Origin of the sequence: Rhodoferax sp. (assembly GCF_025354435.1) — a bacterium.
GTDB lineage: Bacteria > Pseudomonadota > Gammaproteobacteria > Burkholderiales > Burkholderiaceae_C > Rhodoferax_B.
This window is the reverse complement of record NZ_JANXMU010000065.1, coordinates 1-13594: the sequence shown is the minus strand read 5'-3', so window position 1 is coordinate 13594 and position 13594 is coordinate 1. Positions and strand designations below refer to the sequence as shown.

The 13594-nt window shown below is 63.8% G+C and carries 16 protein-coding genes and 1 riboswitch; of the genes, 7 read left to right on the top strand and 9 right to left on the bottom strand.

Annotated features, from left to right (window positions below):
• Positions 1-31: 31 nt before the first annotated feature.
• From Q0T48_RS16725 to Q0T48_RS16710, 4 genes are all read right to left on the bottom strand, one after another.
• The gene (locus Q0T48_RS16725) at positions 32-643 is read right to left on the bottom strand and encodes a superoxide dismutase (protein WP_295958451.1); all 612 of its coding nucleotides are present in this window, start codon (positions 641-643) and stop codon (positions 32-34) included.
• Positions 644-667: 24 nt separating this feature from the next.
• Positions 668-1168, bottom strand: coding sequence for a hypothetical protein (locus Q0T48_RS16720; protein WP_295958448.1), 501 nt, complete (start codon positions 1166-1168; stop codon positions 668-670).
• Positions 1169-1278: 110 nt separating this feature from the next.
• Positions 1279-2091 carry an isochorismatase family protein gene (locus Q0T48_RS16715; protein WP_295958445.1) on the bottom strand — a complete coding sequence of 271 codons (813 nt, stop codon included), beginning with the start codon at positions 2089-2091 and terminating at the stop codon, positions 1279-1281.
• A gap of 18 nt (positions 2092-2109) precedes the next feature.
• A complete protein-coding gene (locus tag Q0T48_RS16710; RefSeq protein ID WP_295958442.1) occupies positions 2110-2607 on the bottom strand; it encodes a hypothetical protein in 498 nt (165 codons plus the stop codon).
• A 93-nt stretch (positions 2608-2700) separates the two neighbouring features.
• On the opposite strand from Q0T48_RS16710, the gene Q0T48_RS16705 reads away from it, so the two are divergent.
• From Q0T48_RS16705 to Q0T48_RS16680, 6 genes are all read left to right on the top strand, one after another.
• Positions 2701-3354: a VTT domain-containing protein gene (locus Q0T48_RS16705; protein WP_295958438.1), complete on the top strand. Its 654-nt coding sequence runs from the start codon at positions 2701-2703 to the stop codon at positions 3352-3354.
• A gap of 143 nt (positions 3355-3497) precedes the next feature.
• Positions 3498-3594, top strand: a riboswitch (TPP riboswitch).
• 45 nt (positions 3595-3639) lie between these two features.
• The gene (locus Q0T48_RS16700) at positions 3640-4662 is read left to right on the top strand and encodes a thiamine ABC transporter substrate-binding protein (RefSeq protein ID WP_295958434.1); all 1023 of its coding nucleotides are present in this window, start codon (positions 3640-3642) and stop codon (positions 4660-4662) included.
• A gap of 126 nt (positions 4663-4788) precedes the next feature.
• The gene (locus Q0T48_RS16695; protein WP_295958432.1) at positions 4789-6360 is read left to right on the top strand and encodes an iron ABC transporter permease; all 1572 of its coding nucleotides are present in this window, start codon (positions 4789-4791) and stop codon (positions 6358-6360) included.
• On the top strand, positions 6353-6997 hold the full coding sequence (locus tag Q0T48_RS16690; protein WP_295958429.1) for an ABC transporter ATP-binding protein: 645 nt from the start codon (positions 6353-6355) through the stop codon (positions 6995-6997). Before Q0T48_RS16695 ends, Q0T48_RS16690 begins: the two co-directional genes overlap by 8 nt.
• Positions 6998-7246: 249 nt before the next feature.
• Positions 7247-7411: a hypothetical protein gene (locus Q0T48_RS16685; RefSeq protein ID WP_295958426.1), complete on the top strand. Its 165-nt coding sequence runs from the start codon at positions 7247-7249 to the stop codon at positions 7409-7411.
• 47 nt (positions 7412-7458) lie between these two features.
• Positions 7459-7665 (top strand): hypothetical protein, encoded by a 207-nt coding sequence (locus Q0T48_RS16680; protein ID WP_295958424.1) that lies wholly within the window; start codon positions 7459-7461, stop codon positions 7663-7665.
• Between the two features lie 23 nt (positions 7666-7688).
• Here the strand turns inward: Q0T48_RS16680 and upp are convergent, their stop codons facing one another.
• From upp to Q0T48_RS16655, 5 genes are all read right to left on the bottom strand, one after another.
• A complete protein-coding gene (gene upp / locus Q0T48_RS16675; protein WP_295958421.1) occupies positions 7689-8318 on the bottom strand; it encodes a uracil phosphoribosyltransferase in 630 nt (209 codons plus the stop codon).
• 19 nt (positions 8319-8337) lie between these two features.
• Positions 8338-9609 carry a URC4/urg3 family protein gene (locus Q0T48_RS16670; protein WP_295958418.1) on the bottom strand — a complete coding sequence of 424 codons (1272 nt, stop codon included), beginning with the start codon at positions 9607-9609 and terminating at the stop codon, positions 8338-8340.
• A gap of 2 nt (positions 9610-9611) precedes the next feature.
• On the bottom strand, positions 9612-10886 hold the full coding sequence (locus Q0T48_RS16665; protein WP_295958414.1) for a GTP cyclohydrolase II: 1275 nt from the start codon (positions 10884-10886) through the stop codon (positions 9612-9614).
• A gap of 65 nt (positions 10887-10951) precedes the next feature.
• Positions 10952-11341 (bottom strand): hypothetical protein, encoded by a 390-nt coding sequence (locus Q0T48_RS16660; protein WP_295958411.1) that lies wholly within the window; start codon positions 11339-11341, stop codon positions 10952-10954.
• Positions 11342-11439: 98 nt separating this feature from the next.
• Complete coding sequence (locus tag Q0T48_RS16655) at positions 11440-12975, bottom strand: helicase HerA-like domain-containing protein (RefSeq protein ID WP_295958408.1); 1536 nt, start codon at positions 12973-12975, stop codon at positions 11440-11442.
• Positions 12976-13090: 115 nt separating this feature from the next.
• On the opposite strand from Q0T48_RS16655, the gene Q0T48_RS16650 reads away from it, so the two are divergent.
• On the top strand, positions 13091-13594 hold a 504-nt coding region (locus tag Q0T48_RS16650; RefSeq protein ID WP_295958405.1), incomplete at its 3' end, for a YebC/PmpR family DNA-binding transcriptional regulator.

Below are 13594 nucleotides of genomic sequence, written 5' to 3'. Positions count from 1 at the left end.
GGTTTGTCCATGGCTGGGGTCTGCGGGTGGCTTAGCCGCGCGCGGCCTGGAAGAGCTTGGCCACTTCGGGCCAGTCCACCACGTTGTAGAAGGCCGCGATGTAGTCGGGGCGGCGGTTTTGGTAGCGCAGGTAGTAGGCGTGCTCCCAAACGTCCAGCCCGAGGATGGGGGTGTTGCCGTGCATCAGCGGGCTGTCCTGGTTGCCGCTGCTCTCCACCACCAGCGTGCCCTGCGGTGTCAGGCACAGCCAGGCCCAGCCGCTGCCGAAGCGGGTTAGCGCGGCTTTGGTGAAGGCATCCTTGAAAGCTTTGAAGCCGCCCAGGTTGGCGGTGATGGCCTGGGCCAGCGCGCCCGTGGGGTGGCCGCCGCCGCTGGGCGACATCACGCGCCAGAACAGGCTGTGGTTGGCATGGCCGCCGCCATGGTTGCGCACCACGGCGCGCAGGCCCTCGGGTAGGGTGGCGATGGCCGCTACCAGCGCCTCGACCGGGGTGTCGGCATGCGGCGTGTCTTGCAGGACGGCGTTCAGGCTGTTGATGTAGGTTTGGTGGTGCTTGGTGTGGTGGATCTGCATCGTCTGGGTGTCGATGTGCGGCTCCAGCGCGTCGTAGGCGTAGGGCAGGGCGGGCAGGGTATGGGGCATGGGAGGTCTTTCGGGTTTAAAAAATCAGTGCAGGGTGCCGGGGCTAGCCAGAGTGGTCGTAGTGGCGTGGAGCAGCGCGGTGATGTCGGGGTGCGGCCCCCAGGCGCGCTGGTGCAGCAACAGGGCGGTATGGGTTTCGCGGCTGTGCCGCCAGGCCAGGCCGTGCGCGGGGCTGTGTTGCAGCGCCAGCAGCGTGCGGTGGGCGCGGCACAGGTGCTGGGCGGCGGCCTCTAAGAGTTGGGCCTGGGCGTAGAGGTCGGCCAGGTTGTGGTGCGACACCACCAGGGCGGCCAGGCAGTCGTCGGTCAGTTCAGCGGGCGGAACATCCAACAGGTCTTGGGCGATGGCCAGGGCCTGGTGAAAGCTGAACAGTGCCAGCTCGGGGTGCCCGGCCTGTACGGCATGGGTGCCACGCTGTACCAGGGCCTCCCATTGGGTGAGGCTGGCGGGGCGCTGGGGGCGCTGGGGGCGCGGCAGTGGCGTGGGTGAAACGGCGGGCGCAGAAGGTACAAAAGAACGGGTCATGCAAAACATCCATGGAGCCGGTGCCACGGATGGCAGCACCGGGCCCTTTGCGTTGAATGGAGTTTTGCGTATTCAGGTGACTAAATGATAACCGTTCGCATTTAAAAAATCTATAGCTGGATCTGTGTGCTGGTTGCCAGCTCGATCCCCTGGGCTTGCATGGTTTGCAAAAACGCCTCGTGCTGCAGCTGGAAACCGCCTACTGGGCTCATGCAGTCGGTCAGCAGCACGATGCGTTGGTGCTTTTGGCGGGCCAGGTTATGCACGATGTGCTCGGTGGTGGCGCGCACGCAGTGGCTGCTGGCCTCGCCAGCGATCAGTAGTATGTCGGCCTGGTCCATGGCGGCCATGAGCGCGTGGTTGAGTTGCGTGGCTTCGTCATGGGCATCGGGCACCTCGGCCATGACGGCGCTGTAGTGCTCGGTCCAGGGGTTGCTGCCTTTGGTGAGCTTGGTGGCGTTGCGGCCCTGCTGGTCTTCCCATTGGTTGTAGGCGGCGCGCACATCGGCGTGCACGTTGTGGCCCCAGGCGCCGATTTCGCAGTGCACCGGCCAGACCATCAGCGTGTAGCGGCCCCGGGCTTCCAGCGCGTCTAGGTAGGCCAGGGTGCGGCCCAGCGCCGCGGGCTGGCGTGGCCGGTACTGGCCTGCGTGCACGGCGGCGGCGGTGATGGTAGTGAATGGTGTAACCGGGCTGCCATCGGCCTGCCGCCAGAAGGTGGGGTGGGCAATGTCGATGCGGTGGTGCGAATCCAGGGTGATGGTGATGTCGGTCAACTGCGACCCGTTGGCGCGGATGAAGGCAGCCAGACGCTGCATGTCTGCATCGGCTCCCACCACCGGCAGGGCGGGCTTGGCAGGGCTGGGCAGGTCGCAAAAGTCATTTTGCGGGTCGATGATGAGCAGATGGGTGTGGTGCGTCATGGCGGGCTTCGGTCTCCATCAGGGGCGGGCGGTAAACAGGGATGAGAGCAGGGATGGGAGTGATATGCCACGGATTTGTAATTGTTCGTAAGCCAAGGCCCCCAGCAGGGCCAGAAACAGCACTGCGGCCAGAATCCAGGGCGCGCGGCTGCGGCGGCGTGCCTGGGGCTGCGGGGGCAAGGGCGGCATGGTGTACGTGGGCTTGGCGGTGACGGGTGCCGGTGCGGTGACGGGTGCTGGTGCCGGTATGGGGGCCGGTGGTTGTTTCGCGGTTACCACGGGCGCGGGCGGAGGCACCGGGGCGGCTTTAGGCACGGTCGGGACGGCCGGCGGTGATGCAACGGGCGGGGCAACGGGCTTGGCGAAAGGCATCGCGGAGGGTTTGGCCATGGCCTGTTCCAACAGGGACATGCGCTGGGGAGCGGGCGGGGGGAGGGGCAGGGCGGCTGCACAGTGGGTGCACAGGGGCGCATCGCTGGCGTTCTCGGTTTTGCAGGCGGGGCAGATGATGCTCATGTTTCTATTCGGGTAGTTGGGTGCGGACTGTGGCGTATGTCCTACGGGGCAATGTCACATGATGACAGCAGCCACCCACGATAATCGCGCTCCATGGACATTCTCATGCAACTTCTCGATTTCATTCTGCACATTGACAAGCACCTGGAGGCCTTTGTGATCAGCTATGGCCCCTGGGTCTATGCGCTGCTGTTTCTGATCATTTTTGTGGAGACCGGAGTGGTGGTGATGCCATTTTTACCCGGCGATTCGCTGTTGTTTGTAGTGGGCGCGATGTGCGGCGTGGGGCTGATGTCGTATCCCATCGCCGCAGGTCTGCTGCTGGCGGCGGCCATCATGGGTAACCAGTGCAACTACGCGATTGGCCGCTTTTTTGGGCCCAAGGTGTTCCAGTGGGAAAACTCCCGACTGTTCAACAAGCAGGCGTTCAACCAGGCCCATGCGTTTTACGAACGTTACGGCGGTGTAACTCTGGTGGCTGCGCGCTTCATGCCGTTTTTGCGCACCTTTGCGCCGTTTGTGGCCGGGGTGGCCATGATGGGCCGCGCCAAGTTCACGTTTTTTGACGTGCTGGGTGGTGCGCTGTGGGTGGTGGGTATCGTCACCATTGGCTACTTCTTTGGCAACTTTCCGTGGGTCAAGCAGCACCTGGACAAGATCATCTGGGCCATGATTTTGATTCCCGGCCTGGTGATTGTGCTAGGCGCAGTGAAGAGCCGCATGTCGGGCAAGACCTCTGGTGCGTAGTGCTTAATTTTTAAGCGCTGTAAGCTTTATCCATATAAATCAAGCACTTAACCACCCTATACAAGTGCTTGGCAGGGTTATCCACAAGTTTATCCAGTGTTGGCAGGGAGAACTTGAAGCCGGTGGACAACCACTACAATCCGGTCCTACACCGGGGGTGTCTGGACTAAAAACAGACTGAGAAATACCCCATACCTGATCTGGGTCATGCCAGCGTAGGGAGCGTGATGGGGTCAACTTTGGGGCCTTTTCATGCGTCCGCCGCCGGCGCATTGAAAGGCACACATGCTGTACCGCCGTAGTTTTACCCTGGCCGCCACCGCGCTGGCCGCACTCGTCTCCCTCCCGGCCTTGGCCCAAGACACTCCGCTGCGGGTGCTGGTGCACAGTTCGTTCTCGCTGCCCAAGCCGCTGCTGGCCCAGTTCGAGGCCGAATCCGGTGTCAAGCTCAGCATCATCAAGGCGGGCGATGCGGGCGAGATGCTTAACAAGCTCATCCTCACCCGCGCCCAGCCCATCGCCGACGTGGTGTTTGGCCTGGACAACGCTTCCGTCGCCAAGGCCCAGGCCAACAAGGTGCTGGAGCCGTTGGCCTACACCCAGGGTTCGGCCATTGCCCAGGTGGGTGCGAACGTGGTGCCGGTGGACTACGGCTTCGTCAATTTGAACTTTGACAAGGCGGCCTTCGCCAAGAGTGGCCTGGCACTACCCAAAACACTGGAAGACCTGGCCCAGCCCGCCTACCGCAACCTGCTGGTGGTGCCCAATCCCGCCACCTCCAGCCCCGGCTACGCCTTTTTGCTGGCCACCATCGCAGGCATGGGCGAAGAAAAGGCTTTTGACTGGTGGGCCCGCATGCGCGGCAACGGTGTGAAAGTCGTCAAGGGCTGGACCGAGGCTTACTACACCGAATTTAGCCGCAACGGCGGCACCCGCCCGCTGGTCGTCAGCTACGCCAGCAGCCCGGCGGCCGAGGTGTTTTACAGCAAGGAAAAAATCAGCGAATCGCCTACCGGCAACCTGTTCCTCAAGGGCGGCGTGTTCCGCCAGGTCGAGGGCGTAGCCCTGGTGGCAGGCGGCGGCCAGCGCGAGGCGGCAGGCAAGTTCATCCGCTTCATGCGCTCCGGCGTGGTGCAGGAGGCTTTGCAAACCAACATGTGGATGTATCCGATCGAAGCCCACACCCCCCTGGCCGAGGTGATGAAGCACGCCGTGGAACCCACCGCCTTTGACAGCCTGCCCGCCGAGACGATTGCAGACAAGGGCACGGGCTGGGTGGCGCGCTGGACGCAGGTGGTTCTGAAGTAGTGGCTCACCCCCAGGCTGCAGTGCTTCGCATCTTTCGCCAACCCTCTTGCAGGAGGCAATACCAGCAGCCTGGGAAAGCCAGTTCTGCGGTGTTTCTGGAGGACATTCGCTCCGGTAATGTGGACGATGCGTAGTTTCCGCCGCTGGCTGCTGGCCCTGCTGCCGCTGCTGGCCCTGGCCGTGCTGCTGGTGGCCCCGGTGTTGCGGTTGGCGGGCGAAGGCTGGTGGGGCGACTTGGCCACCCAAGCCCCTAGCTCCCCCTGGGCGCTGTGGACCGACCCGTATCTGCGCTGGCGCGTGCTGTGGTCGGTGCTGCAGGCGGCTGCCACCTGTGTCGCCGCGCTGCTGCTGGGCCTGCCGGTGGCCTGGGTGCTGGCGCGCTGGGAATTCGCGGGCCGCAGCCTGGTGCTGCGCCTCTTGATGTTGCCGTTTGTGGTGCCCACCCTGGTCGCCGCGCTGGGTGTGCTGGCGCTGTGGGGGCCGCGTGGCGTGTTCAGTGGCTGGCTGGGCTTGCATCTGCAAGACACACCCTGGCTGCTGCTGTACGGCAACCTGTTCTTTAACCTCTGCGTGGTGGTGCGCGCCGGGGTGGATGCGTTGGAGCACGTCAGCGCGCCGCGCGTGGCGGCAGCACGCACTCTGGGTGCCACGCCATGGCGGGCGTTCTGGCGGGTCGAGTGGCCGGCCATCCTGCCCTGGCTGGCATCCAGCCTGTGCCTGGTATTTTTGTACTGCTTTGCCGGGTTTGGCCTGGCCCTGGTGCTGGGCGGGCAGCGTTACGCCACGGTGGAGGTCGAGATCTACACCCTGGTGGCCCACGAGCTGCAACTGGCCCCGGCCAGCCTGCTGGCGCTGTGGATGCTGCTGCTGACCGGCGCGGTGGCCTGGGCGTATGCCTTGATCGAAAAGCGCCTGGCCACGCCCACCCGCGTGCAGCCCATCGCCCGCCAACGACCCAGCCGCCCGGCGCACTGGCTGGGTGTAGCGGCGGCACTGGGTGTGCTGGCTTTCTTTTGCGCCGCGCCATTAGTGGCGATTGTCTGGCGGGCCGCCCATGCAGGCTGGGACACCTGGGCGCTGGTGGCCGACGAAGAAACGTTGGCCGCGCTGTGGAACACCTTGCGCTTTTCCGCCGTTGCACTATTACTGGCCACCGTGCTGGGCGTACTGCACGCGCTGGCCGCGCAAAGCTCGGTGGCGATGCGTGCCGCCGCGTTCTTGCCGTTTGTGGTGTCGCCCATCACCGTGGCATTTGGTTTGTTGCTGCTGTACCCGCAGTGGACCGCCAGCCTGCCGCTGCTGCTGTGCGCCTACGCTGTGCTGGCCTATCCGTTCATCGCCAAATCGCTGGCATCGGCGCTGGACAGCGTGCCCGAACACCTGCCCCAGGCCGCCCGCAGCCTGGGTGCCACGCCCTGGCGCGTGTTCTGGCGGGTCACGCTGCCGATGGTGGCACCCGCGCTGCGCCGGGGCATGGCCTTCGCGGCGGCCACGGCGCTGGGCGAATTCGCCGTGACCCTGTTTTTATCCCGCCCCGAATGGGCCACGCTGACCACGCTGATCTACCAGCGCCTGGGCCGCCCCGGTGCCGCCAATGGCGACGCGGCGCTGGTGTTGGCTTGCGTGCTGATGGCCCTGGCCATGGCCGCGTTTGCGTTCATCGAAGGCCCACGCCGTAAGGCCCCCCACCATGCTTGAACTGCGCCAAATCACCAAACACTACGGCAACCGCGCCCTGGCCGACCAACTCGATCTGCGGGTTGGCGAGGGCGAGATCGTCGCCTTACTCGGCCCGTCGGGCAGCGGTAAAAGCACCTTGCTGAAAATTGCCGCTGGGCTGGAAGCCGCCGAGGCGGGCAGCGTGTGGTTTGACAACGAAGACATCAGCCGCCTGCCACCCGAGCGGCGCGGTTTTGCGCTGATGTTCCAGGACTTTGCGCTGTTTCCGCACCTGGACGTGCGCGACAACGTGGCCTTTGGCCTGGTCGAACAGCGGGTGCCCAAGGCCCAGGCCCGGCAACGCGCAGAAGCCTTGCTGGAGCGCTTCGGCCTGGCCAACCATGCCCGGCACCGGGTCTGGACGCTTTCGGGCGGCGAGCAGCAGCGCGTGGCCCTGGCGCGGGCCCTCATCACCGCGCCGCGTGCGCTGCTGCTGGACGAGCCGTTCTCGGCCCTGGATGCCGCCCTGCGCCGCAACCTGCAGGCCGAATTCTGCCAGCGTATCTTCGATGTCGGTATGGCCACGGTGTTGGTAACCCACGACGAAGCCGAAGCCCAGGCCATGGCCACCTGCGGCTTCCGGTTGATGGAGGGGCGGTTGGAGAAGTTGTGGTAATTGCTATTGAATAAATAGCGAATAGCGTAGGCAGGATATGCGCTAGAGGCCTATTTCTTATAAAAACTTCAAAAGCCATGTGTGTTGGAGAGGTGCTTGGGAGATGCACCAAATTGAGGCAAAACGGTGCCTTATACCAAACAAGAGTAACTAATGTGCATTAGTTGGTGCGTGCGTGCACCGGCCTTGTGCGATACTAGGGTTAACCCTGAAAAACAGGGAGCGGTTTTACCCCAGGACACTTTGGCTATGCACATTCTTTATTTATTTTGGTTCTCCGCACGTAACGCCGCCCACGCACTGGGCCGCCACCTGGACCAGCAAGACCAGCGCGATGTGGACAGCTACCTCGGCAAATCCCAGTCATTCGCCGACCTCGAGTCCCGCGAACGCCAGTGGCTGCAGTCGAAATAATTTTTTAATTTCCAGGCACAGCGCCTGACCCTTTTTGGAGTTTCACCATGCAAGTTCTGTATTTCATCAAATCCCTGTTCGCCGTTGCCCAGAACCAGTTCGCCCCTGGCGAGCGCGTGAACCTGGTGCGCCGTGGCAGCATCGAACGCACCGACGGCTATGTGCTGGCCCAGACCGACAAGGGTGTGCTGGTAGAGTGGCCCCGCGCCGGTTCCAGCCTGGTGAGCTCGACTGACCTGACCGTCATCGTCTAAATCCCCGCGCTTATTCCCTTTGGTTACTGGGTGCCGAAAATACGGTCGCCCGCATCGCCCAAGCCGGGCACAATGTAGCCGTGGCTGTTGAGCTGGCGGTCGATGGCAGCGGTATAAATCGCCACATCCGGGTGTGCCGCCTGCAGCGCGGCCACGCCTTCGGGGCAGGTCAGTAGACACACAAATTTGATCGATTTGGGGTTGAGCTCTTTGAGCCGCTCCACCGCCGCAATCGCCGAGTTGCCGGTGGCCAGCATCGGGTCGACGATCACCACATCGCGCTCTTCCATGTCCTTGGGCATCTTGAAGTAGTACTCCACGGCCGTCAGAGTCTTGGGGTCGCGGTACAGGCCCACATGGCCGACGCGCGCGCCCGGCACCACGCTGAGCATGCCCTCCAAAATGCCGTTGCCCGCGCGCAGGATGGACACAAACACCAGCTTCTTGCCGTCAATCACCTTGGCGGTCATGGTCTCCAGCGGGGTTTCGATTTCTACGTCCTGCATCGCCATGTCGCGCGTGACCTCGTAGGCCATCAGCGAGCTCAGCTCGTTGAGCAGGCGGCGGAAGGTGTTGGTGCTGGCATCCTTGCGGCGCATCAGGGTCAGCTTGTGTTGCACCAAAGGGTGGTTGATCAGGTGGACGTTGCTCATGGTGTGCTTCTTCAATGGGTTAGAAAACGGTGCCATCGCTGGCGATGTTCAAGGGTGGGGTGCCACCCCGCAAGCGCTGGGCCAGCACGCGGCCTGCCGCCCAGGTGCCACCTTCGAGCACGCAGGCCAGGGGCATTTGCGTAGCGGTGAGGCCTAGCTCGGCGCGCACCAGCGGAGCCAGCTCGTCCAGCAGGGCGACGGTCAAGGCCCGCCATTCGACGATGCATTCATCGCCCGCAGTGTGCGCCTGGGTGGCTAGCGCCGGGTCTTTCAATACCAGCACGCCGCCGTCCAGCAGCAGGCCGCCGTTGCGGTACTCGGGCAGGCCCGTCAGTGCATCCAGGCCGGTGACGGTCACATCCGCCCATTCCAGCGGCTCCAGCAGCGAATAGGTGAGCCACTGCGACAGCTTGTGGAAGGGCATCCAGCCCGCAGAAGCGCCCTCGCCGGGCACCGCGCTGTGCCGCCAGCAGTCGCCGAGTGCAATGTCAGCTCCATCATCTGTTTTGATAGCATTCTGTGCAGGCCAGATGGGCGAGAGCGTGCCCAGTAGTGCTGCAAGAATATCGTGCGCCGCCACCGTGGGCTCGTCGGTGTCGGTGGGCACCAGGTGGTCGAACAAGCGGCCCGGACGGCACAGGCCGCCCGCACCGCCAAATACTTCGGGCTGGGCTGCAACGACCTCACCCAGGCGGCGCAGCAAGGCGACGCGGCCTTCCAGTCCGACCAGCGGGTTCTCCACGCCGACCTGGAACGCATCGCCCAACTGGCGCGAGGTGAGGGACTGCAAACCCAGCGCATCGGCCTGGCAGGGCTGGGTCGGCTTGCTGGAAAACAGGCCTTTGGTGAAAGCGTTGAAACTGGCCACGCCCAGGCCTTCGGAGCGGCTGAGCTTTTGGCCGGTGCGCGGGTCGGTGTAGCTCCAGTCGGGGCCTGCGCCTGCGTCCAGCAACACGCTGACGATGGCCAGGTCAATCTGCGCGCGAGCCCGCTTGGCCACCGACACCTTGCCCAGTTCTTCGGTCATCTGGTCGGTGCGGTTGACCCCGCCCGCCTCAAAATGCCGCCAGCGGCTGTGGTACGGGATCTCTAGGCTGGGATAGTTTTTGCGGGTGACCTCGGCCACCAACTGCGCGGTGGGAGCTAGCGCGGCATCCACCACGGTGAAGTACTGGGATTCGCCCGCACGGGCGCGCGCCAGCAGGCCCTGGGCCCGCGCGCGCACTGCTTTTGTAGAGCGTAATAGGGTGCTAGCACTGATTGCATCTGCACGGGTAGCTATCAAATCCATAGTCATTCAGTCAATCCACGGCCTTTGGCCTTTTTGAGTTCTTCGGCATCCGGCACCGCGCCGGGGGTGAAGTACCCCGCTGCCATTTTCGCGTCCATTTCCACCTGTGCATCGGCGGGGATCATGTGGTCGGGAATATTCACCCGTTGCACCACCTCGATACCGGCGCGGGTGATGGCGTCATATTTCATATTGCTCATCGACACCAGGCGGTGGATTTTGCGGATGCCCAGCCAGTTCAGCACGTCGGGCATGAGCTCCTGGAAGCGCATGTCCTGCACCCCAGCCACGCACTCGGTGCGGTTGAAATACTGGTCGGCGGTGTCGCCACCGACCTGGCGCTTGCGGGCGTTGTAGACCAGGAACTTGGTGACTTCGCCCAGGGCCCGGCCTTCCTTGCGGAAGTACGACACCAGGCCCACACCGCCGCGTTGCGCACCCTGGATGCATTCCTCGATGGCGTGCGTGAGGTAGGGTCGGCAGGTGCAGATGTCGGAGCCAAACACGTCCGAGCCGTTGCACTCGTCGTGCACGCGCGCGGTGAGTTCGACCTCGGGATTCGCCAGATCGCGCGGGTTGCCGAAGATGTAGGCGGTGAGCCCGCCGATGGGTGGCAAAAACACTTCCAGGTCGCTGCGGGTCACCAGTTCGGGGTACATGCCGCCGGTTTCCTCGAACAGCACGCGGCGCAGCTCGGCCTCGGTGCAACCAAAGCGCTTGGCCACATCGGGTAGGTACCACACCGGTTCCACCGCCACCTTGGTGACCATGGCCGCGCCGCTGGCGGTGAGGAATTTGCCGTCGGCCTTCAGGCGACCGGATTGCAGCGCTTCGATTACCTCCGGCAGGATCACATGGGCCTGGGTGACGGCGATGGTGGGGCGGATGTCGTAGCCCGCCGCCAGTTCGCCGGCAAACACCTCGGCAACCGTCGCGCCCCAGGGGTCCATGGCGACGATGCGGCCCGGCTCGCTCCATTGCGGGTAGGGGCCGATGATGTCGGTGGGCATGGTGTTGGTCAGGTCGGCCTTGTGCTGCGGCGACAGGCCGCCCGAGGCCACGGCCAGCGCGCGGTAGATGCTGTAGCTGCCGCTGTGGGTGCCGATGACGTTGCGGTGGGCACGTTTGGTGGTGGTGCCGACCACCGGGCCGCGCTCGGCGGCGGTGGCTGCGGCCCAGCGTATCGGCAGCGCGCCGTAGCCGCTGGCGTGCGAGGTGAGGCGGATGTGGCTGGTTTGCGCGGGAGCCATGGAGCCGGTAGCGGTATCAGCGGGCATAAAGAGTCCTCAAAGAATGCAACAAATTCCGTGCATGCTATGTATTTTGCATGCGTAACAGAACCTTACTCGGGATTCTTGTGGGACTTGTCAAAGCGGCGTTCGGCCTCGCCCAGGTGGTGTATCAAAACATGCGACACCAGGTTCACGCCAATGCCTGCCAACACCACTGGCAGCAGGTACAGCGCCAGGGACACTTCGGACGCAAAAAAGTGGTCCTCCAGCGGTGTAGGCACCACTTTGGCCCAGCTGTTGAGTTTTTGCAGCAGCACCACATCCAGCCCGGCCAGCAAAATCAGCACGATGCCAAACACCAGCACCGCCGGGCGCGAGATGACCCGGCGCACCAGCAAAGTGGCAAATACGCCCACCGGGGCCAGAACGGAAAAGGCGATCAGCAGCCAAAAGCCGTATTCCATCAGGCTGCTGACGGAGGAGAAAAAAGGGAAATCCATGCCAACCTGTCCAAAGAGGGCATAGGGCCCGATCCTGGACATTCTGGACGGCAGACTTTGGCCTCGGGTATGGCTGCCGCAAAGCCTGTGTAAAGCGACTAGCGCTTACCGCCGAAGATGCCGCCCAGCACGCCGCGCAAGATCTCTTGTCCGACCTTGGTGCCCATGGTGCGCACGGCGGACTTCATCATGGTCTGGGCTAGGCCGTCGTGCTTGCCGCCGCGCGGGCCGGTGGTGCCAAACAGGATGTCGTTTAAGCCTCCCATCACACCGCCCAGTGCGCTGCTTTCCGCGGCGGGCGGGGCCATGCCGGGCAGGCTGGGTGGCTGGGCGGGTGCCGAGGTGTTGGTGGCCGTGGTTTCTGTGCGGCCTTTGAGCTTCTCGTAGGCCGATTCGCGGTCTACCAGCTTTTCGTACACCCCTGCGACCAGCGAATTGGCGATCAGCGACTGGCGTTGCTCTGGGGTGATAGGGCCGAGCTGGCTGCCAGGCGGCAGCACAAACACGCGCTCGGTGATGCTGGGGCGGCCTTTTTCATCCAGGAGGCTGACCAAGGCTTCGCCCACGGCCAGTTCGGTGATGGCGGCTTCGATGTCCAGTCCGGGTTTCTGGCGCATGGTCTGCGCCGCGGCCTTGACGGCTTTTTGGTCACGCGGGGTAAAGGCGCGCAGGGCGTGCTGTACCCGGTTGCCCAGCTGGGCCAGCACCGAATCCGGGATGTCCAGCGGGTTTTGCGTCACAAAGTACACGCCCACGCCCTTGGAGCGCACCAGGCGCACCACCAGCTCGATGCGCTCCACCAGCGCCTTGGGCGCTTCGTTGAACAGCAGATGCGCTTCGTCGAAGAAGAACACCAGTTTGGGCTGCTCGGGGTCGCCGATTTCGGGCAGTTGCTCGAAGAGCTCGGACAGCATCCACAGCAAAAAGGTGGCGTACAGGCGCGGTGCGTTCATCAGCTTGTCGGCGGTCAGGATGTTGATGACACCCTTGCCGTCCACGGTCTGCATGAAGTCGCTGATATTGAGCATGGGCTCGCCAAAGAACTTGTCGCCACCTTGCGATTCGATCTGCAACAGGCCGCGCTGGATGGCGCCCACGCTGGCGGCGGACACATTGCCGTACTGGGTTGTGAATTCGCTGCTGTTGTCGCCCACATACTGGAGCATGGCGCGCAGGTCTTTCAGGTCCAGCAGCAGCAGGCCGTGGTCGTCGGCAATCTTGAACACCATGTTGAGCACGCCGCCCTGGGTGTCGTTCAGGTTCAGCATGCGGCCCAGTAACAGCGGACCCATGTCGGACACGGTGGCGCGCACCGGGTGGCCTTGCTCACCAAACACATCCCACAGGGTGGCGGGGCAGGCCAGAGATTCGGGCTGGTCGATGCCGCGCTCTTTCAGAATGCCGGCCAGCTTGTCGCCAATACGGCCCGCCTGGCTGATGCCGGTCAGATCGCCTTTGACATCGGCCATGAACACCGGCACGCCGATGGCAGAGAAGCCCTGCGCCAGCGTCTGCAGGGTAACCGTCTTGCCCGTTCCGGTGGCGCCGGCGATCAGCCCGTGGCGGTTGGCGAGGGCGGGCAGCAGCGCCAGTTCGGTGGCGCCTGACCTGGCGACGGCGATGGGCGTGATCATGGGGAGGCGGTCCTTGTCGTGAGTCTTTGTCGTGAATCTCGAATGATGCTGCGATCCGTTGGGCCGGAATGGTAAAATTATAAGCTTTCCGAACCGTCACAGAGGCAGAGGCTTTATGGCCGGGCACAGCAAGTGGGCGAATATCAAGCACAAGAAGGCGATTACCGATGCCAAGAAGGGTAAGGCCTTCACGCGGCTGATCAAGGAGGTTACCGTGGCCGCGCGCATGGGCGGGGGTGACCCGGCGATGAATCCGCGACTGCGCCTTGCCATGGACAAGGCGCGCGATGTCAATATGCCCAAGGACAACATCGAGAGCGCGATCAAGCGTGGCACCGGCGCACTGGAGGGTGTCAACTACGAAGAGGTGCGCTATGAGGGGTACGGCGTTGCCGGCGCGGCGGTGATGGTCGACTGCCTCACCGACAACCGCGTGCGCACGGTGGCCGAAGTGCGCCACGCCTTCGCCAAGAACGGCGGCAACATGGGCACTGACGGCTCGGTCGCCTTCTTGTTCAAGCATTGCGGCCTGTTGGTGTTCGCACCGGGCGCGTCCGAAGACAAGGTGATGGAGGCGGCGCTCGATGCGGGCGCCGAGGATGTCATCGCCAACGACGAC

Excerpts from the sequence above, each read along its gene's own strand:
- Q0T48_RS16720 (WP_295958448.1), bottom strand. The coding sequence starts at position 1,168 with ATGACCCGTTCTTTTGTACCTTCTGCGCCCGCCGTTTCACCCACGCCA.
- Q0T48_RS16670 (WP_295958418.1), bottom strand. The coding sequence starts at position 9,609 with ATGGATTTGATAGCTACCCGTGCAGATGCAATCAGTGCTAGCACCCTA.
- Q0T48_RS16695 (WP_295958432.1), top strand. The coding sequence starts at position 4,789 with ATGCGTAGTTTCCGCCGCTGGCTGCTGGCCCTGCTGCCGCTGCTGGCC.
- Q0T48_RS16700 (WP_295958434.1), top strand. The coding sequence starts at position 3,640 with ATGCTGTACCGCCGTAGTTTTACCCTGGCCGCCACCGCGCTGGCCGCA.
- Q0T48_RS16705 (WP_295958438.1), top strand. The coding sequence starts at position 2,701 with ATGGACATTCTCATGCAACTTCTCGATTTCATTCTGCACATTGACAAG.
- Q0T48_RS16725 (WP_295958451.1), bottom strand. The coding sequence starts at position 643 with ATGCCCCATACCCTGCCCGCCCTGCCCTACGCCTACGACGCGCTGGAG.
- upp (WP_295958421.1), bottom strand. The coding sequence starts at position 8,318 with ATGAGCAACGTCCACCTGATCAACCACCCTTTGGTGCAACACAAGCTG.
- Q0T48_RS16690 (WP_295958429.1), top strand. The coding sequence starts at position 6,353 with ATGCTTGAACTGCGCCAAATCACCAAACACTACGGCAACCGCGCCCTG.
- Q0T48_RS16715 (WP_295958445.1), bottom strand. The coding sequence starts at position 2,091 with ATGACGCACCACACCCATCTGCTCATCATCGACCCGCAAAATGACTTT.
- Q0T48_RS16680 (WP_295958424.1), top strand. The coding sequence starts at position 7,459 with ATGCAAGTTCTGTATTTCATCAAATCCCTGTTCGCCGTTGCCCAGAAC.
- Q0T48_RS16660 (WP_295958411.1), bottom strand. The coding sequence starts at position 11,341 with ATGGATTTCCCTTTTTTCTCCTCCGTCAGCAGCCTGATGGAATACGGC.
- Q0T48_RS16685 (WP_295958426.1), top strand. The coding sequence starts at position 7,247 with ATGCACATTCTTTATTTATTTTGGTTCTCCGCACGTAACGCCGCCCAC.
- Q0T48_RS16665 (WP_295958414.1), bottom strand. The coding sequence starts at position 10,886 with ATGCCCGCTGATACCGCTACCGGCTCCATGGCTCCCGCGCAAACCAGC.
- Q0T48_RS16710 (WP_295958442.1), bottom strand. The coding sequence starts at position 2,607 with ATGAGCATCATCTGCCCCGCCTGCAAAACCGAGAACGCCAGCGATGCG.
- Q0T48_RS16655 (WP_295958408.1), bottom strand. The coding sequence starts at position 12,975 with ATGATCACGCCCATCGCCGTCGCCAGGTCAGGCGCCACCGAACTGGCG.